Source organism: Bradyrhizobium sp. IC4060 (assembly GCF_020193715.1).
GTDB classification, from domain to species: Bacteria; Pseudomonadota; Alphaproteobacteria; order Rhizobiales; family Xanthobacteraceae; genus Bradyrhizobium; species Bradyrhizobium yuanmingense.
Genome location: NZ_JADYVJ010000003.1, coordinates 590,085 through 611,178 on the forward strand (window position 1 = coordinate 590,085; position 21,094 = coordinate 611,178).

Genomic DNA, 21,094 nt, shown 5'->3' on the forward strand with positions numbered 1-21,094 from the left:
AAACTGCAAGAAACTCCTGAAGCCGTGCAGACGATGATCCCGCCGTCTGCACAAGTGCCGTTCAGAATTCGTGATGCCACCATTCACGGAGACTTTCTGGACATGACGAGCCTGGCTTCGACGACGGATATCCAACCGATCAGGCCTTCTGCACTGTCGGCCAAGCTCGCAATGGCGCTGCTGCTGGCCGGGCTCGCCGACTGGCTGTTCTACGGTCAGCGGATCGGGCTGTCGCTGACGCTGTTTGCGGGTGCTGTTCAATCACGCGGCCGTGGACTGGCGGCGCGCGGCGATCAGCGGCGCGATCCTCGTGCTCGGCCTTGTGCCGGCCATGGAAGAGCTCAACACGCTATCGTTCCTGATCCTCGTCGCGTCGCTGACGATTGCGCTGTTGCTTGCAACCAATCCCGATACGACCGGGCTCACCGACCGCGCCCGCGCGCTGTGCAATTTCCTCCTGCTCGGTCCCTTCAGGTTCTTCCTCGATGCGCCCCAAGCCTTCAACATGTCGGCCTTCACCCGCGGCATCGCGCTCTGGCTGATGCCCGCGGCGCTCAGCACCGTCTTCATCGCATTGTTCGCCGCCGCAAATCCGGTGATCGAGCAATGGGTGTCGCTGCTCAATCCCAAGGTCATGCTCGACTATGTCAACATGTGGCGCGTCCTGTTCTGGACCTTGATGCTGGCTCTGGTCTGGCCGTTCATCCATGTGCGCTGGCGGCGCAGGGCGGTCGTCGCCGCCGCCGTGGCCGAGGGCCCCGTGCCACCGCCGCTGCCGCCCATGGTCTCGGCGGAATTTCTCGGCCCCTCCACCATCCTGCGCTCGCTGATCCTGTTCAACCTGCTGTTCGCGGCACAGTCCATTCTCGACGGCATCTATCTCTGGGGTCACGTGGCGCTGCCCGACAACATGACTTATGCGACCTACGCCCATCGCGGCGCCTATCCGCTGATCGCGACCGCCCTCCTCGCCGCTGCCTTCGTGCTGGTGGCGATGCGTCCGGGCGGGCCGGCCGAGAAATCGAAGGTGATCCGGCCGCTGGTCTATCTCTGGGTCGGACAGAACGTGCTGCTGGTCGTCTCCTCCATCCGCCGGCTCGATCTCTATGTCGACATCTACATGCTGACCTATTGGCGGATTGCAGCGTTCGTCTGGATGGGACTGGTAGCGATCGGCCTGATCCTGATCGTCGCGCGCATCGTGCTCGACAGGTCCAATCAATGGCTGATCGGCGCCAATCTCGCCGCATTGGCGATCGTGCTCTATGGCTGCTCGCTCGTGAACTTCGACGCCTTCATCGCCGACTACAATGTCGTCCACAGCCGGGAAGTTTCGGGAAAAGGCGTGCAGATCGACATCGACTATCTCCTGACGCTCGGGCCGCAGGCGGTGCCAGCCATCGACAAGGCGATCGCGCTACGGCCCGCCGTCAAAGAGGGCTGCCTTGTGTCACGCCGCGACCGCCTTGTAGAACAGCAGCGTCAGGACCTGGCTTGGCGAAGCTGGGGCTTTCGCAACTGGCGACTCCAGCGCAGGCTGGACGCCGAGGCGAAAGCTCAGGCCGGCAGCCAGCCGGCGAGTTGACGAGGACACGGAGAGTTTCTTGGCGCATCGCATTCTCATCGTCGACGACGAAGGCCACATCCGCGAGGTCATCCGCGTCGCCCTGAAGAAGGCCGGCATGGACGTGATCGAGGCCCGCGACGGCAAGGAGGCGCTTCTCCGCTTTGCCGCCGACAGGCCCGATCTCATCGTGCTGGACATCGGCATGCCCGAGTTCGACGGCCTCGACGTCTGCCGCGAGATTCGCAAAGGCTCCGACGTGCCGATCCTGTTCCTGTCGGCGCGCGACGAGGAGATCGACCGTATCCTGGGCCTCGAGATCGGCGGCGACGACTACGTCACGAAGCCGTTCAGCCCGCGCGAGCTGGTGGCGCGGGTCAATGTCATCCTGCGCCGCCTCAGCCCGCGCAACGGCGAGGCCAAGGCCGGGCCCACCGCGCTGACGCAAGGCGGGCTGTTGATCGATCCCGAGCAGCACGTCGCGTCCTTTGCCGGCACGCCGCTGAAGCTGACCGCGATCGAGTTCGGCATCCTGCGCGCATTCCTGACCCGGCCGACGTCGGTATTCAACCGCGAGCAGCTGATGCGGGCCGCCTACCAGCTCAACATCCAGGTTTCCGACCGCACCATCGACAGCCATATCCGCAACATCCGCGCCAAGCTGGCGGCGCTTTCCTGCGACAACGTGATCGAGACCATCCACGGCGTCGGCTTCAAGCTCGGCCGCTGCGAGAAAGAGGCATGAGCGCTGCGCCCGACAAATGGCGTCCGTCGCTCACGCTCGTGATCTTCACGGTGCTGGCGACGGTCGGCATATTGCCGCTGGTCGGCCTGTTCTTCTTCCGACTCTACGACAACCAGCTGATCCGCCAGACCCAGGCCGAGCTGATCGCACAGAGCCGCGTGCTGGCGACGATCTATGCGCAGGAGGTCGCGGCCCGGCTCGACAGCGGCCTCGTGCTCGGCGCCGAGGTGCCGCCGGGCGTGCTGCCCGATCCCGGTGACCAGGTCACGCCGATCCGCCCCGCGCTCGACCTCACCGCGAACGATCTGTTGCGGCGGCGGCCCGACGCATTGCCCGCGCCCGGGCAGGCGCAAGCAGCCTATGTCGAGATCGGGGCCAGGCTGACGCCGATCATCCGCGAGACCCAGAAGGTGACATTGGCCGGCTTTCGCATCCTCGATCCGCAAGGCGTGGTGATTGCCGGGCGGCAGGAGGTCGGGCAGTCGCTCGCCCATATCGAGGAGGTCGCGGACGCCCTGCACGGGCAATACCGCGCGACTTTACGCAACCGCGTGCCGGACAAGCCGCCGCCGCCGATCTATTCCTTCAGCCGCGGCCTCGGCGTGCACGTGTTTTCGGCGATGCCCGTCATCGTCAACAACCGCGTCGCCGGCGTGATCTACACGACGCGCACGCCGAGCAACATTTTCGACCATCTCTATCAGGAGCGGGCCAAGTTCGTGCTGGCCGGCCTTGCCGTCATCCTCGGCACCATCGCGATCGGCCTCGTGTTCTCACGCACCATCACGCTGCCGATGCGCGAGCTGATCGACCGCGCCGCCCGAATCGGCCGCGGCGACCGGGAGGCGTTCCAACCGCTGAAGCATTACGGCACGCGCGAGTTCGCCCAGCTCTCGCACAGCTTCCTCGGCATGGCCGAGCAGCTGGCGCGGCGCTCCGACTATATCGCGACCTTTTCGGCCCATCTCACCCACGAGCTGAAATCGCCGCTGACCTCGATCAAGGGCGCGGCCGAGCTGCTGCAGGATTCGGTTCAGGGCAAGGCCGAGGGCCTGACGCCGGCCGAGCAGAACACCTTCATCGCCAACATCCTGTCGGATACCCAGCGGCTGGAGGCGATGGCGCAGCGGCTGCGGGAGCTCGCCCGCGCCGAGAGCCTGCCGCAGAACGAGCGCACCGAGCTGGCACCCGTGATCGCCGATCTCAGAAGCCGGTTTCCGGCAAGCGCGATCGAGGCCAGCGGCAGCCTCGACCGGGCGATCGGAATGTCCTCGGAGAAGGCGCTGATCGTGCTGTCGCACATCGCCGACAATGCGGTGCGGCACAAGGCCGGCACGATCAGGCTGGAGGCGGTCGACGCACGGACGACCGTGCTTGTGACGGTCAGCAATGACGGCGAGCCGATCTCGGCGCCGAACCGCGACAGGATCTTCGATGCGTTCTTCACCACCCGCCGCGACCAGGGCGGCACCGGGATGGGGCTGGCGATCGCGCGCGCGGTGATGGCGAGCCATGGCGGCTCGATCAGGCTTAAGCCGACCGACGAGGGCGCAGCCTTCGAGCTCCAGTTTCCGGTTGCCTAGATCGCAAAGACCCAGACGGCGACGATGGTGCCGATGGTGGCGAGACCGGCGATAGTCCAGCCGGCGGCGTATTCCAACTCAGGATGACCGGTCGCCCGCATGATCTCAACCGGATCGGCGGTATGCTTCTCTGCCATAACAGCCTCGCACGTTTCTTCCCGCGTCATAGATAAGTCGCATCAGACGCCAACAGGTTCCATCACGGAAATGCGAGGCATGACGCAGCTAAGTTTGTTCGCCGACCCGCAGGAAGGCCCGACCGGCCTTCACTACACGGACGATTTTATCGATCATGCCGCCGAGCAGGATCTGATCGGCCGCATCGCAGCATTGCCGCTCCAGCGCTTTCAGTTCGGCGCGTTCGAGGGCAACCGCCGGGTGGCGTCGTTCGGCTATCGCTATGACTACACGCTGCAGCGTCTCGCCGAGGCCGATCCGATCCCGGACTGGGTGCGGCCGGTCGCGCGCCAGGTCGAGGCCTGGGCCGGGCTGCCGGAGGCCGGCGTCCGGCAGGTGCTGTGCACCGAATACGAGGTCGGCGTCGGCATCGGCTGGCATCGCGACAAGCCGCATTTCGACAAGGTGCTCGGCCTGTCGCTGGGCTCGCCGTGCGCTTTCCGTTTCCGCCGCCGCAACGGCGCCAAGTGGGAGCGCCATACGCTCACTGCCCTGCCGCGCTCGCTCTACATGATGGACGGCGAGGCGCGGTCGCAGTGGGAGCACAGCATCCCCCCGGTCGCGGCGCGGCGCTATTCCATCACCTTCCGGACGATGAAGCGGGCCTGACGGACCAGGCCAAAACAAAAGGTGCGAAAACAACCCCATGCACAGTAGAAAGCCGTTTCAGGCGCGAGCCTCGGCGGCGCTGGACAACGGCCTGACGGATCGGGATAAACGGCGGCTGCGCATCCAAGGTGCCGCGAATTCGCCTCAAGGCCGGCTGACTAATGAGATGAATTGAAAAGACGGGCCAGATCAGCGAGCCGATATGGAGCCCCGCAAGGCCGCCACATCCATGAAGAATTATCTGACATTTTTCCTGTTTCTGACCATGACCACGGCCTTCGCGCACGGACCCGTGCCGGGCCGGCTCCGGCCGCCCTCGGGTCTCGTGCAGGCGGGCCTCACCGATTCCGACACCACCGCAGGCGGCACCGCACGGCTATGCGAGCAGGTCACCTTCTCGCGCGGCCTGCGCTATGGCGAGAGCGAGGCCAATGTGCTCGATGTCGCGACCAGCGCAACCAAGGCCGACACGCCGCGGCCGGTGCTGCTGTTCGTGACGGGAGATACCTTCACCGGCGACCGCGGAGCGCCGGAGCTGTCGCGCCAGATCCAGGACCAGGCGATGTGCTTTGCCGCGCGCAACGGCATGATCGGGGTCCGCGTCGATTATCGCCTGGCGCCCGCGGCGACCTGGCCGGCCGGCGCGACCGATGTGGCCGCGGCGCTGTCCTGGGTTCATGGCAATATCGACCTCTTCAACGGCGATGCCCGCGAGATCGTCGCGGTCGGCTACGGCGCCGGCGCCTTCCACGTCGCGACCATGCTGGCGCATCCCGAGCTGCAGACCGCCGGCGCCGACGTCGCGGGCGTGGTGCTGGTGTCCGGGATCTACCGCGTCGGCAAGGACGCGAGCGACAGCGAGAAGGCCTATCTCGGCGGTGACGCCACCCAGTACGACAAGCGCTCGGTATTCCCCGGCATCCTCAATGTCGACGTGCCGATCGTGCTGGCCTGGGCCGCGGATGATTCCGCCGGCCTCGTGGCGCAGGGCGAGACGCTAAAGAAGACGCTGTGCGGCGCCGGCCATTGCCCGCGCAGCACGCTGCTGCGCAGCCGCGACGGCATCGCGAACGCCTTCGGCCTCGATGGTTCCGGCGACAGCCTCGCGGAGCCGACGCTGCTGCTGGTGCGTCAGCTGGAAGCGCGAGGGTTGCCGTAACGCGTTGCGGCAGCACGCCTGCCGCATTCATCGAAGCGCGACAGCCACACGATTGCCAAACGCTTGACCTAGATCAAGCGGCCTTGGTGGGGATTGAGCCGACCTCGTTGGGGGCCAACCACAAGGCATCGAACATGCGCGTCATCGGCAGGATGCTGTTCGTTTCCGTGATTGCCATCGCATCGCTGGGCGCGATGTCGCGGCAGCAGCACTCGGATCAACCCGCAAGCGATGAGGAAATCCGCATCGGCAATGTTATGCCGTATTCGGGGCCGCTCTCGGAATTCGGCGCGATCGGCCAGGCGGAAGCGGCCTATTTCGACATGGTCAACGCGCGCGGCGGCATCAATGGCCGCAAGATCCGCTTCATCACCCGCGACGACAATTCCGATCCGGCGACCGCGCTGGAGCTGACGCGCAAGCTGGTCGAGAAGGACGGCGTGCACCTGATGTTCGGCTCGTTCGGCACGCCCGGCAATCTCGCCACGCGCTGGTACCTGAACGAGAAGAAGATCCCGCAACTGTTCGTCGCCTCCGGCGACGAAGAGCTGAGCCAGCCGAGCGCGTATCCCTGGACCATGGGCTGGCAGCCGTCGTTCCGGTCGGAGGGGCGCATCTATGCCAACTACATCCAGGCCTCTTACCCGAGGAAGAAGATCGTCGTGCTCTGGCAGAACGACCAGTTCGGGCGCATGCTCTACAAGGGTATCCAGGAAGGCCTCGGCGATCTCAATCGTCACGTCCTGGTCGACATCGCCTTCGACCTTGCCGACGAGCATCTCGACGGGCACGTCTCGATCCTCAAGCGCGCCGGCGCCGACATCTTCGTCTTCCTCGGCGTGCCCTCGACCGCATCCAAGGTGATCAAGCTGGCAGCGTCCCTGAATTGGCGTCCCGTCTTCATCGTCAACGATGCCTCCGCCTCGATCGCCAACGCGATGGCGCCCGCGGGGCTGGAAAACTCTGCCGGCGTGATTTCGGCGGCCTTTTTGAAGGATCCGAGCGATCCCGCCTGGAAGGACGATCCCGGCATGAAGGACTGGTTCGCCTTCATGGACAAATACCATCGGGTCGAAAGCACCAACAACAGTGCGGCCGTCTATGGCTACGCCGCGGCCGAGGCGCTGACGCAGGTGCTGAAGCAATGCGGCGACGATTTTTCACGCGACAACATCATGCGCCAGGCGGCCTCGCTCAGGGACTATCAGCCTTCGGTCGCATTGCCCAACATCAGGATGAACACCTCGCCCAACCGCTACCTGCCGATCAGGCAGATGCGGCTGGTGCAGTTCGACGGGCGGTCGTGGCAGCCGTTTGGGGATGTGATCGAGACGGCGTTCACGGAAGGGGCGGCAAGGTGAGGTCACTTACCCTCCCCTGGAGGGGTCCGGGACGAGCGTAGCTCGCCCGTAGGTCGCTACGCATGTAGCGAAGCGGAATGCGTAGCGGGGTGGGGTGACGGTCTCTCCACATCCGACACCGCCCGAGGGGAGAGATCACCCCACCCCGCTCGCGCTACGCGCGATCGACCCTCCCCTTCCAGGGAGGGTAAGAAGCTCCCCTCACGCCGGCTTGAGCGAGGCCAGCGCGTTCTCCAGCAGCGAGCGCACGCGTGCGGCGTCGCCTGATTTCACCACGGCGGGATCGAGATAGAGCTCGAGGCCCGGCGCGCGTTCGGTGATGATGCCGCTGTTCTCCGCAGCTTTGTCACTCAGTGCATCCACCGAATAGGGGATCACCTCGCGGCTGATGCCCTTCATCGTGATCGCCGGCAGCGCATGCGCGCGGACGATGTCGCTGACGAGGGCGAAGGTCTCGTAGCTCAAGACGATGCCGCCGGGCTCAGCGATCGATTGCAGGCGCGCGGCGAGGTTCGCCTCCGCACCGATGATGGTGTAGTCCATACGGTCGGCGCTCCCGAAATTGCCGACATTGCAATAGCCCGAGTTGATGCCCATGCGCGAGCGGAACGGCTGCTCGATGCCGGACGCCCGCCATTTCGCATTGAGCTCGGCAAGGCGCTGCTGCATGCGCCAGGCCATCTGCAGACAGGCCTGTGCATCGGCGCGATCGCCCTTGGTCTCGGGGTCGCCGAAGAAGATCAGCATGGCATCGCCAATGAACTTGTCGATGGTGCCGCCATATTCGTGGGCGATCGCCGACATTTCCGTGAAATATTCGTTGAGGAGCTGGGTCAGCTGCTCCGGCTGCAGCCGCTCGGCGGTGGCGGTGAAGTTCTGGATGTCGGAGAAGAAGATGGTGAGCTTCTTGCGCTCGGTGTGGATGGTGACGTCCTTCTGGCCCGAGAAGATGCTCTTGTAGACCTGCGGCGGGATGTAGCGCGAGATCTTCATCGACAGCGAGGCCAGGAAGTCGTTGGCGGATTCGAGCTCCTTGTTCATGTTCTTGATGCGGCGCGCCTGACGTCGCTGCAATGACAGGAACGCCAGTCCGCTCCCGGCGGCGATCACGAAATAGGCCAGCAGGAACTTGAACGAGAAGATGTTGGCGGCGATCGGCTGGGCGATGATCACCTCCTGGATGCCGCGGACATCCCCCACCTTCCAGTCCTTCTTCGGGCTCTCGGGGTGGCTGTTGTGGCAGCTGACGCAGGCCGGACCCATCGTGACGGGCGCAACCAGGCGGACCTTGTCGTTGAACAGCGAGGTCTCGGTCTCCACGATCTTCTGCTCGGGATCCCGGCGCAGCGCATCGAGCGCGTCCTTCTCGAACTTGTCGAGCTGGTGCGGAGCGCGGTTCTGGAACGGGAAGTCCGAGACGAAGCGATAGGTGATGTTCTCCTGCTGGGCGCCGATCACCCGGCCGAGCTCCAGCGACAGCGTCGCCGGGATCGGGATCGCGCCGGGCACGGATTCGTAGTTGTGAACGACCTTGGTGCTGCCGTTCGGATTGGCCAGCACGCGGCCGACCACGTTGGAGGCGTAGTAGCTGCGCACGCTCGTGATCACCGAGTTGAGATCGATCGCCTGCCGGCGCAGCGCCGTCTTGCTGAGCTCGGTCAGGTCCAGCCACACCGCGACCGGCAGGGCGAGCAGGAGGAAGACGATCACGGCGCCGGTGAGAATGCCACTCTTGCGCTGTTGTTCGGAGATCTCTTGTTTCACCCTGTGGCTCCGTTCTGTGCGATTTTGTCGCAAATCCTTCCAGAATCCGAGACAATGCATGCGGCGGCACAGAGCCAAGAATTGCCGGCCGGCGCAACCCCATTTTATGGTGGTCGCAGCAAGCGCCTTTTCGTTTGATCACGGATGCTTAAGATCGGCGCCGACCTGCATCCGCTCCGCCGGGAGAGAGCCATGACCGAGACCGTCCGCATCAAGCGCTTCCAGGCACGTCCCGTGATCGTGCCGATGAACCTGCCGCTCCAGACCGCGACCGGGGCGGTCGCCAAGGCACCGCTGGTGCTGATCGACTGCGAGACCGACCACGGCGCGGTGGGTCATTCCTATCTGTTCTCGCTCACGCCCTCGGCCTTGAAGCCGCTGGCGGCGATGGTCACGGAAATGTCGGACCTCGTCGCCGGCGACGAGCTGCTGCCGTTCGAGATCGAGCGCAAGCTGAGCCAGCGCTTCACGCTGCTGGGCCTCGCCGGCCTGCAGCGGCTGGCGCAATCCGGCATCGACATGGCGGCATGGGACGCGCTGGCGCGCTCGCGCGGCCTGCCGCTCGCCCGCCTGCTCGGCGGCACGCCGAAGCCGGTGCGCGCCTACAACTCGAAGGGGCTCGGCATCATGCCGGCAGGCGCCGCGGTGGAGGAAGCCCACAAGCTGCTGGCCGAGGGGTTTCACGCCGCAAAGATCCGCGTCGGCCGACGCGATGCGCGGGAGGATCTCGCCGTCGTGCGCGCGGTGCGCAAGGCCGTCGGCGACGAGGTCACGCTGATGTGCGACTACAACCAGGCGCTGACGGTCACCGAAGCGATCCGCCGCGGTGAGATGCTCGACGACGAGGGCCTCAGCTGGATCGAGGAGCCGATCCGCCACGACGATCATGCCGGCTGCGCCCGCATTGCCGACGCGCTGCAGACGCCGGTCCAGATCGGCGAGAATTTTGACAGCGCGTTTTCCATGCAAGCCGCGCTCTCGGCAGAGGCCTGCGACTACGTGATGCCTGATGTCCAGCGCATCGGCGGCGTCACCGGCTGGCTCCGCGCCGCTTCGCTTGCCCATGCTGCCGGCATCGAGATGTCGTCGCACCTGTTCTCTGAAGTCAGCGCGCATCTGCTCTGCGTGACGCCGACCGCGCATTGGCTGGAATATGTCGACTGGGCCGACGCGGTGCTGGCAACGCGGCTGCAGATCAAGGACGGCTTTGCGCTGCCGAGCGAGGAGCCGGGCAACGGGATCGCGTGGGACGAAGCGGCGGTGAAGAAGTATCTGGTGGAGTGACGGGTCTCTCATCTCGCCATCGCAAGCACACGATCTCGTCCCTCGTTGCGAAAGCATGCGACACGGATTAACGATCCGCCATGACCACTTGGCGCCCACATCCCGGTATCCGCGTCGTCGCGATCGGCCTGCATTGGCGCGGCGGGCGGCTGCTGGCGGCCGAGGTGCGCGACGATGCGGGGCGGATCAAGGGGGTGCGCCCGCTCGGCGGCGAGATCGAGTTCGGCGAGAGCTGGCGCGCGGCCTTGGTGCGGGAATTCAACGAAGAGCTCGGCATCGACGTCGGCATCGTGGGTGAGCCCTTGATGCTGGAGAACATCTTTGTGCACGAGGGATCGACCGGGCACGAGGTGATGTACATCGCAGAGGTCGCGTTTCCGGATGGCGCATTCGCCGGCCGGGAGCGCATCGACTTCCGCGAGGACAATGGAGAGCAGATCGTCGCGCGGTGGTTCGACCTTGCCGATCTCGACCTGGACGGCGGGCCGAAGCTCTATCCGACCGGACTGAAGGACTTGCTGCTGCAGCCTGCGCGTCGTGCATCAACGGAAGAGTGATGCGTGATCCATGTCGAGACGCCGACGACGTCAGTTGACAAGCATGGCGCTCTCAAGCAAAATTTCGAAAGGTTGATACCGCCGGCCGCTTGCGCCCTTCGGGGTATGGTGAAGTGTATCGGACCGCCGCCCGCTTCCTTTGCTCACGCGAACGGGTCAGTAACGCAAGCCCTGACATTCTCCGTTCATGTTGCAAAGGAACAGAGTATGCGCGATTTCCGCGACGCCAAAGCCATGGCGCAGACGCTCCGAGAATCCCTCAACGCCCGATCGGTCTCCCTCACCGTCAGCGAGAGCCTCGAGCTCATCGCGAGGTTATTCGGGCTGGCCGATTGGAATGTCCTGGCGGCCCGAATCCGTTCTGCGGAGCAGGCCGGCTCGGGCCGCAGCAACGAGGAAAGCACCAAGACCGATGCTGCGGATCAGCTCCGCTCGAGAGCCAAAGAAACTCAGTTGCCGCAGGCGGTGCTGGATCGTTATGCCGGAACATACCAATTCCATAGCGCCGTCTTCACCGTGACGCGTGAACAGGATCATCTGTCCGGACGGCTGAGCGGTCAAAGCTCGGCGCAATATTACGCGGTGGGCGAAACGGAATTCGCCGCGCGGGAGATCGATGTCGAGCTACGGTTTACCCTCGGGCCGGATGGGGTGCCTACCGCCGTGATCCTGCGCCAGCACGGCAACGATCACACCATGCCACGCATCGACACGAGCACGGCGCAAGAGCTCCAACGCGCGATCGAGTCTCGTATGAGCAGCCGGTCCGCCAATCCCGGGACCGCGGCCGCGCTTCGCCGTCTGATCGAGAGCGTCGCATCGGGCCAGCCCAATTACGGCGAGATGAGCGCCGACTTGGCCGATGCGACACGCAAGCAATTGCCGCGCCTGCAGCCGGGCCTTGCCGAAATGGGTCCGATCACCTCGATCGAATTCCTCGGTGTGAACGCACAAGGACAGGACGTCTATTCCGTCTGGCATCAGGGTGGCGGAGCCTCGCACTGGCACATCGCGCTCGGCAACGACGGCACGATCATCTCGGCCTTCGTCACGCCGGGGCCATGAGCTCGGTCAGGCTACCACACCTCCGCGCCGGGAATTTTCTTCCGCACCGCCATCCGCTGGATCCAGATGCAGCGGCGGACGGACCTGCTGGAGCGGCCGACGGCGGAGATCCCCTCGCCGGCCTGAAGCAGCGGCGCCACGTTCTGGCGCAAGCTGCGGCAGCGCTGGAGCTCGGCTTGCCAGTCGACGATCGCGGCGTCGGCGCGCGGCGCCATCAGCGCCAGCATCGCCATGGCGAGACAGATCGTCCGCATCGCTCCTCTCACTGGGATCCGCCTCCATCCCGGCGGTAGCGGAAATCGCAATGAGAGGCGCCCTGCATGATGGTCTGCGTGCGCGTGAGCCTGACGTCGGGACCGAACCCCTCCGCGGTCGCAAAGTCCGCGGTGCAGATCAGCAGGAAGCCGAGTTCGGGCTCGCCCAGGGTCTTGTAGAACTCGGCATAGGCGCAGCGCGTCACGTCGAACGCGAAGGCGTCCGCCGTCTGTTCGATCACGTCATAAGCGAGCGCATCGTCGCGGGCATAAGTTTTGAAGGCCGACGACACGGCCTTGCCGAGATTGCTCTCGTTCTTGGCCTTCCAGAACGCCTCGCCGAAGCCGCGATAGAGATCGCCGAGCGCCTTGCGCACCAGCGCATTGGCGCGCGCCTCGCCGAGCTCGGCCTGCAACGTCTTGATCAGCGGCACCAGCACCTGCGCCTGGATCTTCGCTTGCTCGATGACGGACACGGTCATGGGCGGCCTCGTGTCGGAGATGTCATTGTAGCCCGGATGGAGTGCAGGGTCATCCGGGACAGCGGCCGGGAAACTGCGGCCGGATTGCGCGTCGCTGCAACGGGCTAGAAGCTTTCGAGCAAGCCGCACCAGTCCGTCTTCGCTCTTCGAGCTACGCCGGACACGCTTCGCCGCAATCTTCCAGGCTGTGCCACGCGAAGCCGAAGGCGAAGCGTGGTGGGCACGACAGGGATCGAACCTGTGACCCCTACCATGTCAAGGTAGTGCTCTCCCGCTGAGCTACGTGCCCTAAAGTCCACTTGTGTCGGGTGGGGTCCCTATAACGGCTCAGGGGAGCCGGCGCAAGGACGGAAGGGGGCCGATTCAGGCCGCCAGCATCTTGTTCACTTCGCTGACCAATTCGCGCAGATGCACCGGCTTGGACAGGACCTTGGCGTTCTTGGGGGCGTCCGAATCCGAGTTCAGGGCGACCGCGGCAAAGCCAGTGATGAACATGATCTTGATGTCGGGGTCGAGTTCCGAGGCTCGGCGGGCGAGCTCGATGCCGTCCATTTCCGGCATCACGATATCGGTCAACAGCATCTCGAACGGCTCTTCCCGCAGCCGCTGATAGGCGGCCATGCCGTTGTCGTGGGACGAGACCTGAAAACCGGCGTTTTCCAGCGCCTTGACCAGGAAACGGCGCATGTCGTTGTCGTCTTCGGCGAGCAGGATCTTTGGCATGGCAGGAAACGTCGAATCCCCAGAGGATATCAGCAGAGGTCACTAAGCCCGACAGAGGGTAAATTTGGGGTGAAAATCTTAACCCTGCGCCGGCCCCGCTGCCGGCTCTTTGTGGACCGGAACGAGGTCCAGATCAATCGAGCCGGACCGGCGCGTCCCCATCCCGATGCCTGCACGGTTAAGACGTGTTCCAAGGGGCCATGACATCTTTTCGCTTGGCAGAATGGTTGCGATTCCGGACAATGACGACACATAAGAGCCGCGAGATCGGCCGAATCATTGGACCCGGAGCTTGTCCGGATCGTGCGGCACGAAGGGACGAAGCCTGAGAAGATGACCCGCTTTGACGGCGACATGTCGCCAGCCTTCGAGATCTTCGAGCCTGCCGAATGGCGCGCGCCCGTCATCTTCAACTCGCCGCATTCCGGCTCGACCTATCCTGAAGAATTCCTGGCGGCGTCGCGGATCGACCTGCCCACGCTGCGACGGTCGGAAGATTCGTTCATGGATGAGCTGATCGGCCATCTGAGCGCGCGCGGCTTTCCGACGGTGCGGGTCAACTTTCCCCGCTCCTATGTCGACGTCAACCGCGAGCCCTATGAGCTCGACCCGCGCATGTTCACCGGCCGGCTGCCGAGCTTCGCCAACACGCGCTCGATGCGGGTCGCCGGCGGCCTCGGCACCATTCCGCGCGTGGTGGGGGACGGCCAGGAGATCTATCGCGACCGCCTCCTGGTCGACGATGCGCTGGGACGGATCGAGACGCTGTACAAGCCCTACCATCGCGCGCTGCGCCGGCTGATCAACAAGGTGCACCAGATGTTCGGCACGGTGGTGCTGGTCGACTGCCACTCGATGCCGTCGGTCGGCGTCAGCAGGGACGAGCCGCGCCGGCCCGACGTCGTGATCGGCGATCGCTACGGCACCAGCTGCACGCCGCTCTTGCCCGATCGCGTCGAGGAGACCATGAGCGGGCTCGGCTATTCGATCGGCCGCAACAAGCCCTATGCCGGCGGCTTCATCACCGAGCATTACGGCAATCCCGCGAGCGGCCTGCACGCCGTGCAACTCGAGCTCAACCGCGCGATCTACATGGACGAGCGGCGGCGCGAGCGCAGCGCTCGCTTTGCGCAAGTGGCCTCCGACTTCGGCGTTCTCGCCGACGTGCTGGCGACCACGATTCCGTTCGCCGATCTCGGCCCGTTCCAGGCCGCGGCGGAATAGGACGCAGCTTCTTCTCTGAAACGACGAGGCCTTGCGCGCGACTGCGTTTTCGCTTCGCAAGCTTGCGCGCCCCAAATGAAAACGGCGGGGCTCAGAAAAAAGGGCCGCTCGCGAATGACGCAAGCGGCCCAAGTCTAGGGAGGAAACGCCCAAGGAGGGCAGCGGTAACGCGAGGCGCTACCGCACCGCAACAATATGCGACCGCGCCGCACAAAGTGCAAGGGCTTTTGCGCGGTTTCCCATGCAAATCGCACATGGCTCAGTTGCTTCTATGGAAACCCAGATTCAGTTTCTTTGATAAGGGAATTCAATGGGTTGATAGTCATTTGCATACGAACAAGGCAAGGTCGGAACTAAGATTTCAACTCCATGATCGATATTTGGCCAGCAGATGACTGGAATGGGGCAGCCCGCCCCGGCATCCAAAATACCAGGGAGCAACATCAAGACAGCGCTGCACGCGGCAGTCGAATTGAGCTAGGCAGGAGGCAAGCTCTCCAACTTCGCTTCGAGGATTTCGCCTGTGACGGTGATCGACTTCTCCGCCTTCATCGGTCGGCTCGCCACCGCCTCCGGCGAAACCATCCTGCCGTTCTTCCGCACCTCGCTGTCGATCGACGACAAGAGCAAGACCAAGGATTTCGACCCGGTGACGGAGGCCGACCGCGCCGCGGAGGCGGTGATGCGGCGGCTGATCAAGGCCAACTTCCCCCAGCACGGCATCGTCGGCGAGGAATTCGGCAACGAGCGCGAGGACGCCGACTATGTCTGGGTGCTCGACCCCATCGACGGCACCAAATCCTTCATCGGCGGCTTTCCGATCTGGGGCACGCTGATCGCGCTGTTGCACAAGGGCACGCCGGTGTTCGGCATGATGCACCAGCCCTTCATCGGCGAGCGCTTTTCCGGCGACAACGGTTCGGCCAATTATAAAGGGCCGTCGGGCGAGCGCCGGCTCCAGGTCCGCCGCTGCGCTTCGCTGTCGGAGGCCACGACCTACACCACCAGCCCGCTGCTGATGAACGAGCGCGACCGCGCCATCTTCGGCCACATCGAGAAGAGCGCGCGGCTGTCGCGCTATGGCGGCGACTGCTACTCCTATTGCATGCTTGCCGCGGGCCACGTCGACCTCGTGGTCGAGACCGAGCTGAAGCCCTATGACATCGCGGCACTGATCCCGATCGTGACCGGCGCCGGCGGCGTCGTCACCACCTGGGAAGGCAAGCCGGCCCAGGGCGGCGGCCGCATCATCGCCGCTGGCGACGCGCGGGTGCACGAGGCAGCGTTGAAGCTTTTGAACCAGTAGCGCGCGGGCGGAGGGCTTGCATCACCGACGCGGGAGCGGAGATGGCGAAGTAGGTGTCTTACCCTCCCCTGGAGGGCCAGGGCTATCGCATATGAGATGCCGCTATGGCAGCGTCATGGCCGGGCTTGTCCCGGCCATCCACGCCTTTCCACGCGGCACAAAGAACGTGGATGCCCGGGGCAAGCCCGGGCATGACGACCTCTGCAAAATTCAATTGCGATTGACCCTCCAGGGGAGGGTAACAGCTCCTCACACCGCCTCGGCTCGCAAATGCTCCACCAGCAGCTTGGCCGGCTTCGGCAGCGCCTTGAAGCTGCGCGCGCAGATCACGAGGCGGCGGTTGGCGAAGGCATCGCGCAGGCGGACCATGGCGAGCGGCATGGTCCTGGCACAGCGGCGGGCGGCGGCTTCGGGCACCAGCGCCACGCCGACATCGGCCGCGACCATCTGGCAGATCGCGTCGAAGTCGCGCAGGCGCGCGCGGAAATGCGGCCGCATGCCGAGCCGCGCAGCGTGCTTCGAGATGTGCATCTGAAGCGCGGTGGCGCTGGTGAGGCCGACGAAGTCGCAAGCCCCCGCCTCCTGAAAGTCGATCTGGCGGCGGCCGGCGAACGGGCCGCGTTTCGACGTCACCAGCGTCAGGCGATCCTCGCTGAAGGGAAAGCGTTCGATATGCTCGGGCAGCGCGTGCTCGGCGGCGAAGCCGAGATCGGCGGCGCCTGCGGTGATCGCCGCCGCGATATCGGTGCTCTCGCGCTCCTCGATGTCGACGGCGACGTCGCGATGCTCGCGCAGGAAGCCGGCGAGCGCCTTCGGCAGATGCTCCGACAGGCCCGACGTGTTGGCGAGAAAATGCACGCTGGCGCGCACGCCGCTGGCAAAGCCGGCGAGATCGCCGCGCATGGCGTCGATCTGATGGATCACGAGCCTGGCATGATCGAGCAGGCTCTCGCCGGCCGCGGTCAACTCGACGCCGCGGCGGCCGCGCTTGAGCAGCGCGACGCCGAGCGTATCCTCGAGCCCCTTGATGCGCGCGCTGGCCGAGGCCAGCGCGAGGTGCGAGCGCTCCGCGCCGCGGGTGATGCTGCGCTGGTCGGCGACCGCGATGAAGAGCTGGAGATCGACCAGGTCGAAGCGCATGCGATGTCTCCCTTGAGCCTTCGTTGAGGCCGAAGGCTCTCTCCGTAACCTCCAGATTGTGCGCCGGCGCGGCTTCGGTCAATGTGCAGACATGATCGACCCGCTGCTCATCCTCATCGCCGCCGTGTTCCTCCTCGCCGGATTCGTCAAGGGCGTGGTCGGGCTCGGCCTGCCGACGGTGTCGATGGGCCTGCTCGCCGTGAGCATGGCGCCGAGCCGCGCCATCGCCATCGTCATCGTTCCCGCCATCGTCACCAACATCTGGCAGACCTTCGTCGGCCCGCATTTGCGCGACATCCTGCGGCGGCTGTGGCCGCTGATGATCGGCACCGTGGTCGGCTGCTGGCTCAATGCCGGCGCGCTGACCGGGCCGCATGCTCGCTACGGCACGATCGTGCTGGGCGCCCTGCTCGTCGTCTACGCCGTGATCGGACTGAACAAGTTCCACTTCCGCGTCGCGCCCGAGAACGAGAAATGGGTCGGCGGCGTGGTCGGCGTCATCACCGGGGTGATCTCGGCCTCAACAGGCGTGCAGGTGATCCCGTCGATGCCGTTCATGCAGGCGATCGGCATGGAAAAGGACGAGCTGGTGCAGGCGCTTGGGGTGTTTTTCACCACCGCAACGCTGGCGCTCGCCTTCAACCTGACCGCGGTCGGATTGCTCACGCCCGCCAATGTCGTGCCGGGCGCGATCGGACTCGCCATGGCCTTTGCCGGCATGTTCATCGGCCAATCGGTGCGGGCGCGGATGCCCGCGGAGGCGTTTCGCCGCTGGTTCCTGATCGCGATGATCCTGCTCGGCCTTTACCTGGCCGGCAGCGCGCTGGCGAAAGAATTCGCTTAAGCGCCTTACGATTTCGGCCCGTAGCCCGGCACCCATTTTTCGTGCTGGGGCAGGTCGTCCTGGATTGTCCACCACGACGCGCGCGACGAGGTGAAAACGTGGAGGCGAGGCCGGACTTCCGGGTCGTCATCGAGCAGGCCAGCGGGAATGCTGACGGTCGGGAGATAGCTCGCCTTGCCCGGCGTCGGGCAGCCGCAGGTCCTGCAACGATAGCGGATACTGCCCGGCGAGGATTCGTAAGATGCCGTCATGTCCTCGCCCGCCACGAAGCGAAACTTGTCCGCATCGACATGCGCGTAGGTGGCGAAGGCCGCGCCGCTCAGCTTGCGGCAATTGACGCAATGGCAGTGCGTCAACGCGCGCACCTTCTCGATCTCGAACCGCACCGTGCCACACAGACAGCTTCCACGGATCATCGAAACCTCCCGAGCGCAGCCTCGATCGGACCGCTTCTCATTCACTAGAAGGAGCTACCGTGTCTCCAGCATGGCGACGCGGATGCCGAGATAGATGAAGAGGCCGCCGAGCGCGCGGTTGACCCAGGCGATCGCGCCCTCGGACTGCCGCAGCCGGTAGGCGGCTCTGGCGGCGAACGCCGCCAGCACCAGGCACCACAGCGTCCCCGTAAAGATGAAGATCAGGCCGAGCGTCAGGAAGGCGAGCGGCTTGTGCGGGGCATCCGCTGCGACAAATTGCGGCAGAAAGGCGAGGAAGAACAGCGCGACCTTGGGATTGAGCGCGTTGGTGAAGACGCCCTGGAGGAAGACCCGCTGCAATGAGCTCCGCGCCGGCTCGTCGATGCTTGCAGCCAGCGCCGGGCGCGACCACAGCATCTGAAGACCGGTCACGACGAGATAGGCCGCGCCGACCAGCTTCAGGATCGAAAAGGCCGTGGACGAGGCCATCAGCAGAGCCGAAAGCCCGATCGCCGCGCCCGCGACATGGACGAAGCAGCCGCAACTGATGCCCAGGGCGGCAGCGGCGCCGCCCCGCCAGCCCATCTGCATGCTGCGGCCGATCACATAGACCGAATCCGGCCCCGGCGTGATGTTGAGCACCACGCCCGAGAGGATGAAAAGCCCGATCTCGTGAATGCCCAGCATGAAGGTCCTCCGCTGCCGTCCTGGCGGTCCTGGTTCCGCTTAGTCGGTTCGCCCGTTCCCGTCCACCGCCGGGATTGCGCAGGATTTACCTCGAATTTGCAATGCGGATCATGCTTCCGCTGCGGCGCATCTGCTCTATAAAGGTGGGGTTCTTGAAATGCGGGATTCGCGGCAAACGCCACGCTGTGGCCGGTCATCTGGTCCCTTGGAGCTTTGAGGATATGGAAAGACGTCTGGCCGCCATCGTCTGCGCCGATGTCGCCGGCTATTCGCGCATGATGGGCAGCGACGAGGCCGGCACCCATGCCGCCTTCAAGGCCCATCGCGCCGCGATCCATCCCATCATCCTCAATCACGGCGGCCGCGTCGTGAAGAACACCGGCGACGGCTTCCTGCTGGAATTCGCCTCGATCGTCGGCGCCGCCGAGGCGGCGATCGCGATGCAGACGCTGATGGCCGAACGCAACCGCCATCTGCCGGCCGACCGCGCCATGCAGTTCCGGCTCGGCATCCACATGGGCGACGTCATCGCCGACGAGGACGAGGTCTTCGGCGACGATGTCAACATCGCCGTCCGCCTGGAATCGGTGGCGAGCCCCGGCGGCTTCGCGATCTCGGCCAAGGCCTACCGGGAGGCGAGCAAGCATCTCACCGTGCCGCTGACCGATGCCGGCAACCATCGCTTCAAGAACATCAAGGATGCGATCGGGGTCTTTACCTGGACGCCCGAGGGCGCGCCGGCGCTTGCCCCCGAGCTCCGTGAGGCCTCGGCGCTGTCGCAGCAGTACCGCACGGCCATCGTCGGCGTGCTGCCCTTCGCCAATCTCAGCGACGCCCAGGACGAATATTTCTCCGACGGCCTCACCGAGGACCTGATCCACGCGCTGTCGCTGCAATCCTTCTACCGGGTGCTGAGCCGCAACTCGACCTTCGCCTTCAAGGGCAAGAACGTGGGCACCCGGCTGATCGCGCGCGAGATCGACGCCACCTATCTGATCCAGGGCTCGGTGCGGCGCGCCGGCGCCAAGATCCGCGTCACCGCCGAGCTGATCGCGCCGGAGACCGGCGAGCAGCTCTGGACCGGCCGCTACGACCGCGACATCGGCGATTTGTTCGCGATGCAGGACGAGATCACAACCAATTTGTCCGCCGCCATCGCCACCGAGATCGTCCGTGCCGAGGCCTCGGCGCCGGCGCGGCTCTCGACCGACGTCACCGCCTGGGACCGCTTCCTCAAGGGGCTGTCGCATTACTATCGGCAAACCAAGGAAGATCTGGCCGTCGCGGTCGACCTATTCCGCGAGGCCATCGGGCTCGATCCCAAGCTGTCGATCGCGCATGCCTATCTCGCCACGATCCAGATCCAGAGCATTCAGTTCGGCTGGGTCAAGGGCACGCGCGAGATGTGGGCCGAGGCGATGAGCCTCGCCGAAACCAGCGTCCGGCTCGATCCGCGCTCCTCCTTCGCGTTCTCGATCCTGACTTGGGCGCACGCGTTGGAGGGTCATCACGAGGCGGCAATGGACGCCGCCAAGCGCGCGGTCGCGCTCAACCCTTACGACAATGGCGCGCGCGGCGTGCTCGGCATCTGCCATTTCATGATCGGCGAGCACCGCCAGGCGATCGAGCTGTTCTCGATGGCGTCGCAGCGCGACAACAGCGACCCGCGCTATCAATGGGCGGCGCTGAACGCGTTCAGTCATTATCTTCTGCGCCAATATGACGCGACGCTGTCATGGGCGCGAGAGCAGCTCTACATCAACCCGAATCACATGCAGGCGCTGGCGATCCGCGCCGCGGCGTTGGCGCAGCTCGGGCGAAGCGACGAGGCCAGCGAAGCTGCCCGCGTGCTGATGGCAAATTATCCAACGCTGAATGTCGACAGGCACTTGCGCAACTTCCACTGGAAGCGGCCCGAGGACATCGCCCATTATCGCGAGGGGCTGCTGAAGGCCGGCGTGCCGCTCGGCAAGCTGACGCTGGTCCAGAGCGACGTCAAACGGGCCGCCGAATCCTGAACGAAGGGGGCCGCAGGCCCGACGTGGTTCCGGTGCGACCGCCTGCTCGTTGTTGACACGACAGTGAAATGGGCCACACTCGTCACACGCTGAAGTAGTATATCGTGCTGTCGGTTTGTTAGGACTTTCCGC

Annotated in this window: 20 protein-coding genes, 1 tRNA gene and 1 pseudogene; 13 read left to right on the forward strand and 9 right to left on the reverse strand. The window is 65.0% G+C overall.

Going from position 1 to position 21,094, the window contains the following annotated elements:
- Positions 1-102 precede the first annotated feature (102 nt).
- The 3 genes and pseudogenes from I6F16_RS14615 to I6F16_RS14625 all read left to right on the forward strand — a co-directional run bounded on the left by I6F16_RS14615 (position 103) and on the right by I6F16_RS14625 (position 3,892).
- Positions 103-1,585: pseudogene (locus I6F16_RS14615) on the forward strand (DUF4173 domain-containing protein).
- A gap of 19 nt (positions 1,586-1,604) precedes the next feature.
- The gene (locus I6F16_RS14620; RefSeq protein ID WP_036021446.1) at positions 1,605-2,309 is read left to right on the forward strand and encodes a response regulator transcription factor; all 705 of its coding nucleotides are present in this window, start codon (positions 1,605-1,607) and stop codon (positions 2,307-2,309) included.
- On the forward strand, positions 2,306-3,892 hold the full coding sequence (locus I6F16_RS14625; protein ID WP_036021443.1) for an ATP-binding protein: 1,587 nt from the start codon (positions 2,306-2,308) through the stop codon (positions 3,890-3,892). Before I6F16_RS14620 ends, I6F16_RS14625 begins: the two co-directional genes overlap by 4 nt.
- Here the strand turns inward: I6F16_RS14625 and I6F16_RS14630 are convergent.
- Complete coding sequence (locus I6F16_RS14630) at positions 3,889-4,029, reverse strand: hypothetical protein (protein WP_167361649.1); 141 nt, start codon at positions 4,027-4,029, stop codon at positions 3,889-3,891. The two genes, I6F16_RS14625 and I6F16_RS14630, sit on opposite strands and share 4 nt — an antisense overlap.
- A 79-nt stretch (positions 4,030-4,108) precedes the next feature.
- Between I6F16_RS14630 and I6F16_RS14635 the strand changes: the two genes are divergently transcribed.
- The 3 genes from I6F16_RS14635 to I6F16_RS14645 all read left to right on the forward strand — a co-directional run bounded on the left by I6F16_RS14635 (position 4,109) and on the right by I6F16_RS14645 (position 7,198).
- Complete coding sequence (locus I6F16_RS14635; RefSeq protein ID WP_074447687.1) at positions 4,109-4,678, forward strand: alpha-ketoglutarate-dependent dioxygenase AlkB; 570 nt, start codon at positions 4,109-4,111, stop codon at positions 4,676-4,678.
- 229 nt (positions 4,679-4,907) lie between these two features.
- Positions 4,908-5,837 carry an alpha/beta hydrolase gene (locus I6F16_RS14640; protein ID WP_036021440.1) on the forward strand — a complete coding sequence of 310 codons (930 nt, stop codon included), beginning with the start codon at positions 4,908-4,910 and terminating at the stop codon, positions 5,835-5,837.
- 134 nt (positions 5,838-5,971) lie between these two features.
- Positions 5,972-7,198: an ABC transporter substrate-binding protein gene (locus I6F16_RS14645; RefSeq protein ID WP_036021438.1), complete on the forward strand. Its 1,227-nt coding sequence runs from the start codon at positions 5,972-5,974 to the stop codon at positions 7,196-7,198.
- Positions 7,199-7,399: 201 nt separating this feature from the next.
- Here I6F16_RS14645 and I6F16_RS14650 read toward each other — a convergent pair whose 3' ends face one another.
- Positions 7,400-8,962 (reverse strand): adenylate/guanylate cyclase domain-containing protein, encoded by a 1,563-nt coding sequence (locus I6F16_RS14650; RefSeq protein WP_035997835.1) that lies wholly within the window; start codon positions 8,960-8,962, stop codon positions 7,400-7,402.
- Between the two features lie 192 nt (positions 8,963-9,154).
- Here I6F16_RS14650 and I6F16_RS14655 point away from each other — a divergent pair, with 192 nt between their 5' ends.
- The 3 genes from I6F16_RS14655 to I6F16_RS14665 all read left to right on the forward strand — a co-directional run bounded on the left by I6F16_RS14655 (position 9,155) and on the right by I6F16_RS14665 (position 11,868).
- Positions 9,155-10,246 carry an enolase C-terminal domain-like protein gene (locus tag I6F16_RS14655; protein ID WP_036021436.1) on the forward strand — a complete coding sequence of 364 codons (1,092 nt, stop codon included), beginning with the start codon at positions 9,155-9,157 and terminating at the stop codon, positions 10,244-10,246.
- Positions 10,247-10,326: 80 nt separating this feature from the next.
- The gene (locus I6F16_RS14660) at positions 10,327-10,803 is read left to right on the forward strand and encodes an NUDIX hydrolase (RefSeq protein ID WP_035997832.1); all 477 of its coding nucleotides are present in this window, start codon (positions 10,327-10,329) and stop codon (positions 10,801-10,803) included.
- A gap of 207 nt (positions 10,804-11,010) precedes the next feature.
- Positions 11,011-11,868, forward strand: coding sequence for a glyoxalase superfamily protein (locus I6F16_RS14665; RefSeq protein ID WP_225173830.1), 858 nt, complete (start codon positions 11,011-11,013; stop codon positions 11,866-11,868).
- Between the two features lie 11 nt (positions 11,869-11,879).
- On the opposite strand, the gene I6F16_RS14670 is transcribed toward I6F16_RS14665, so the two are convergent.
- The 4 genes from I6F16_RS14670 to I6F16_RS14685 all read right to left on the reverse strand — a co-directional run bounded on the left by I6F16_RS14670 (position 11,880) and on the right by I6F16_RS14685 (position 13,327).
- Positions 11,880-12,122, reverse strand: coding sequence for a hypothetical protein (locus I6F16_RS14670; protein WP_035997826.1), 243 nt, complete (start codon positions 12,120-12,122; stop codon positions 11,880-11,882).
- Positions 12,123-12,130: 8 nt separating this feature from the next.
- Positions 12,131-12,604, reverse strand: coding sequence for an L-2-amino-thiazoline-4-carboxylic acid hydrolase (locus I6F16_RS14675; RefSeq protein WP_225111640.1), 474 nt, complete (start codon positions 12,602-12,604; stop codon positions 12,131-12,133).
- Between the two features lie 214 nt (positions 12,605-12,818).
- A tRNA-Val gene (locus tag I6F16_RS14680) sits at positions 12,819-12,893 on the reverse strand.
- A gap of 74 nt (positions 12,894-12,967) precedes the next feature.
- Positions 12,968-13,327 carry a response regulator gene (locus tag I6F16_RS14685; RefSeq protein WP_007597092.1) on the reverse strand — a complete coding sequence of 120 codons (360 nt, stop codon included), beginning with the start codon at positions 13,325-13,327 and terminating at the stop codon, positions 12,968-12,970.
- Positions 13,328-13,660: 333 nt separating this feature from the next.
- Here I6F16_RS14685 and I6F16_RS14690 point away from each other — a divergent pair, with 333 nt between their 5' ends.
- Together I6F16_RS14690 and hisN are read left to right on the forward strand one after the other, a co-directional pair.
- Complete coding sequence (locus I6F16_RS14690) at positions 13,661-14,551, forward strand: N-formylglutamate amidohydrolase (protein ID WP_036021434.1); 891 nt, start codon at positions 13,661-13,663, stop codon at positions 14,549-14,551.
- A 523-nt stretch (positions 14,552-15,074) separates the two neighbouring features.
- Complete coding sequence (gene hisN / locus I6F16_RS14695; protein WP_035997821.1) at positions 15,075-15,857, forward strand: histidinol-phosphatase; 783 nt, start codon at positions 15,075-15,077, stop codon at positions 15,855-15,857.
- 249 nt (positions 15,858-16,106) lie between these two features.
- Here the strand turns inward: hisN and I6F16_RS14700 are convergent, their stop codons facing one another.
- The gene (locus I6F16_RS14700) at positions 16,107-16,997 is read right to left on the reverse strand and encodes a LysR substrate-binding domain-containing protein (protein ID WP_225111639.1); all 891 of its coding nucleotides are present in this window, start codon (positions 16,995-16,997) and stop codon (positions 16,107-16,109) included.
- Between the two features lie 91 nt (positions 16,998-17,088).
- Here I6F16_RS14700 and I6F16_RS14705 point away from each other — a divergent pair, with 91 nt between their 5' ends.
- Positions 17,089-17,841, forward strand: coding sequence for a sulfite exporter TauE/SafE family protein (locus I6F16_RS14705; RefSeq protein WP_036021408.1), 753 nt, complete (start codon positions 17,089-17,091; stop codon positions 17,839-17,841).
- A 5-nt stretch (positions 17,842-17,846) separates the two neighbouring features.
- Here I6F16_RS14705 and I6F16_RS14710 read toward each other — a convergent pair whose 3' ends face one another.
- Both I6F16_RS14710 and I6F16_RS14715 read right to left on the reverse strand, forming a co-directional pair.
- Positions 17,847-18,257 (reverse strand): GFA family protein, encoded by a 411-nt coding sequence (locus tag I6F16_RS14710; RefSeq protein ID WP_036021404.1) that lies wholly within the window; start codon positions 18,255-18,257, stop codon positions 17,847-17,849.
- 54 nt (positions 18,258-18,311) lie between these two features.
- The gene (locus I6F16_RS14715; protein ID WP_225111638.1) at positions 18,312-18,944 is read right to left on the reverse strand and encodes a LysE family translocator; all 633 of its coding nucleotides are present in this window, start codon (positions 18,942-18,944) and stop codon (positions 18,312-18,314) included.
- A gap of 221 nt (positions 18,945-19,165) precedes the next feature.
- Here I6F16_RS14715 and I6F16_RS14720 point away from each other — a divergent pair, with 221 nt between their 5' ends.
- Positions 19,166-20,962: a tetratricopeptide repeat protein gene (locus tag I6F16_RS14720; protein WP_225111637.1), complete on the forward strand. Its 1,797-nt coding sequence runs from the start codon at positions 19,166-19,168 to the stop codon at positions 20,960-20,962.
- Positions 20,963-21,094: the final 132 nt, after the last annotated feature.

Coding starts and splice junctions, on each gene's coding strand:
- I6F16_RS14625 (WP_036021443.1), top strand. CDS start 2,306: ATGAGCGCTGCGCCCGACAAATGGCGTCCGTCGCTCACGCTCGTGATC.
- I6F16_RS14630 (WP_167361649.1), bottom strand. CDS start 4,029: ATGGCAGAGAAGCATACCGCCGATCCGGTTGAGATCATGCGGGCGACC.
- I6F16_RS14635 (WP_074447687.1), top strand. CDS start 4,109: ATGACGCAGCTAAGTTTGTTCGCCGACCCGCAGGAAGGCCCGACCGGC.
- I6F16_RS14640 (WP_036021440.1), top strand. CDS start 4,908: ATGAAGAATTATCTGACATTTTTCCTGTTTCTGACCATGACCACGGCC.
- I6F16_RS14645 (WP_036021438.1), top strand. CDS start 5,972: ATGCGCGTCATCGGCAGGATGCTGTTCGTTTCCGTGATTGCCATCGCA.
- I6F16_RS14655 (WP_036021436.1), top strand. CDS start 9,155: ATGACCGAGACCGTCCGCATCAAGCGCTTCCAGGCACGTCCCGTGATC.
- I6F16_RS14660 (WP_035997832.1), top strand. CDS start 10,327: ATGACCACTTGGCGCCCACATCCCGGTATCCGCGTCGTCGCGATCGGC.
- I6F16_RS14665 (WP_225173830.1), top strand. CDS start 11,011: ATGCGCGATTTCCGCGACGCCAAAGCCATGGCGCAGACGCTCCGAGAA.
- I6F16_RS14670 (WP_035997826.1), bottom strand. CDS start 12,122: ATGCGGACGATCTGTCTCGCCATGGCGATGCTGGCGCTGATGGCGCCG.
- I6F16_RS14675 (WP_225111640.1), bottom strand. CDS start 12,604: ATGACCGTGTCCGTCATCGAGCAAGCGAAGATCCAGGCGCAGGTGCTG.
- I6F16_RS14685 (WP_007597092.1), bottom strand. CDS start 13,327: ATGCCAAAGATCCTGCTCGCCGAAGACGACAACGACATGCGCCGTTTC.
- I6F16_RS14690 (WP_036021434.1), top strand. CDS start 13,661: ATGACCCGCTTTGACGGCGACATGTCGCCAGCCTTCGAGATCTTCGAG.
- I6F16_RS14700 (WP_225111639.1), bottom strand. CDS start 16,997: ATGCGCTTCGACCTGGTCGATCTCCAGCTCTTCATCGCGGTCGCCGAC.
- I6F16_RS14705 (WP_036021408.1), top strand. CDS start 17,089: ATGATCGACCCGCTGCTCATCCTCATCGCCGCCGTGTTCCTCCTCGCC.
- I6F16_RS14710 (WP_036021404.1), bottom strand. CDS start 18,257: ATGATCCGTGGAAGCTGTCTGTGTGGCACGGTGCGGTTCGAGATCGAG.
- I6F16_RS14715 (WP_225111638.1), bottom strand. CDS start 18,944: ATGCTGGGCATTCACGAGATCGGGCTTTTCATCCTCTCGGGCGTGGTG.
- I6F16_RS14720 (WP_225111637.1), top strand. CDS start 19,166: ATGGAAAGACGTCTGGCCGCCATCGTCTGCGCCGATGTCGCCGGCTAT.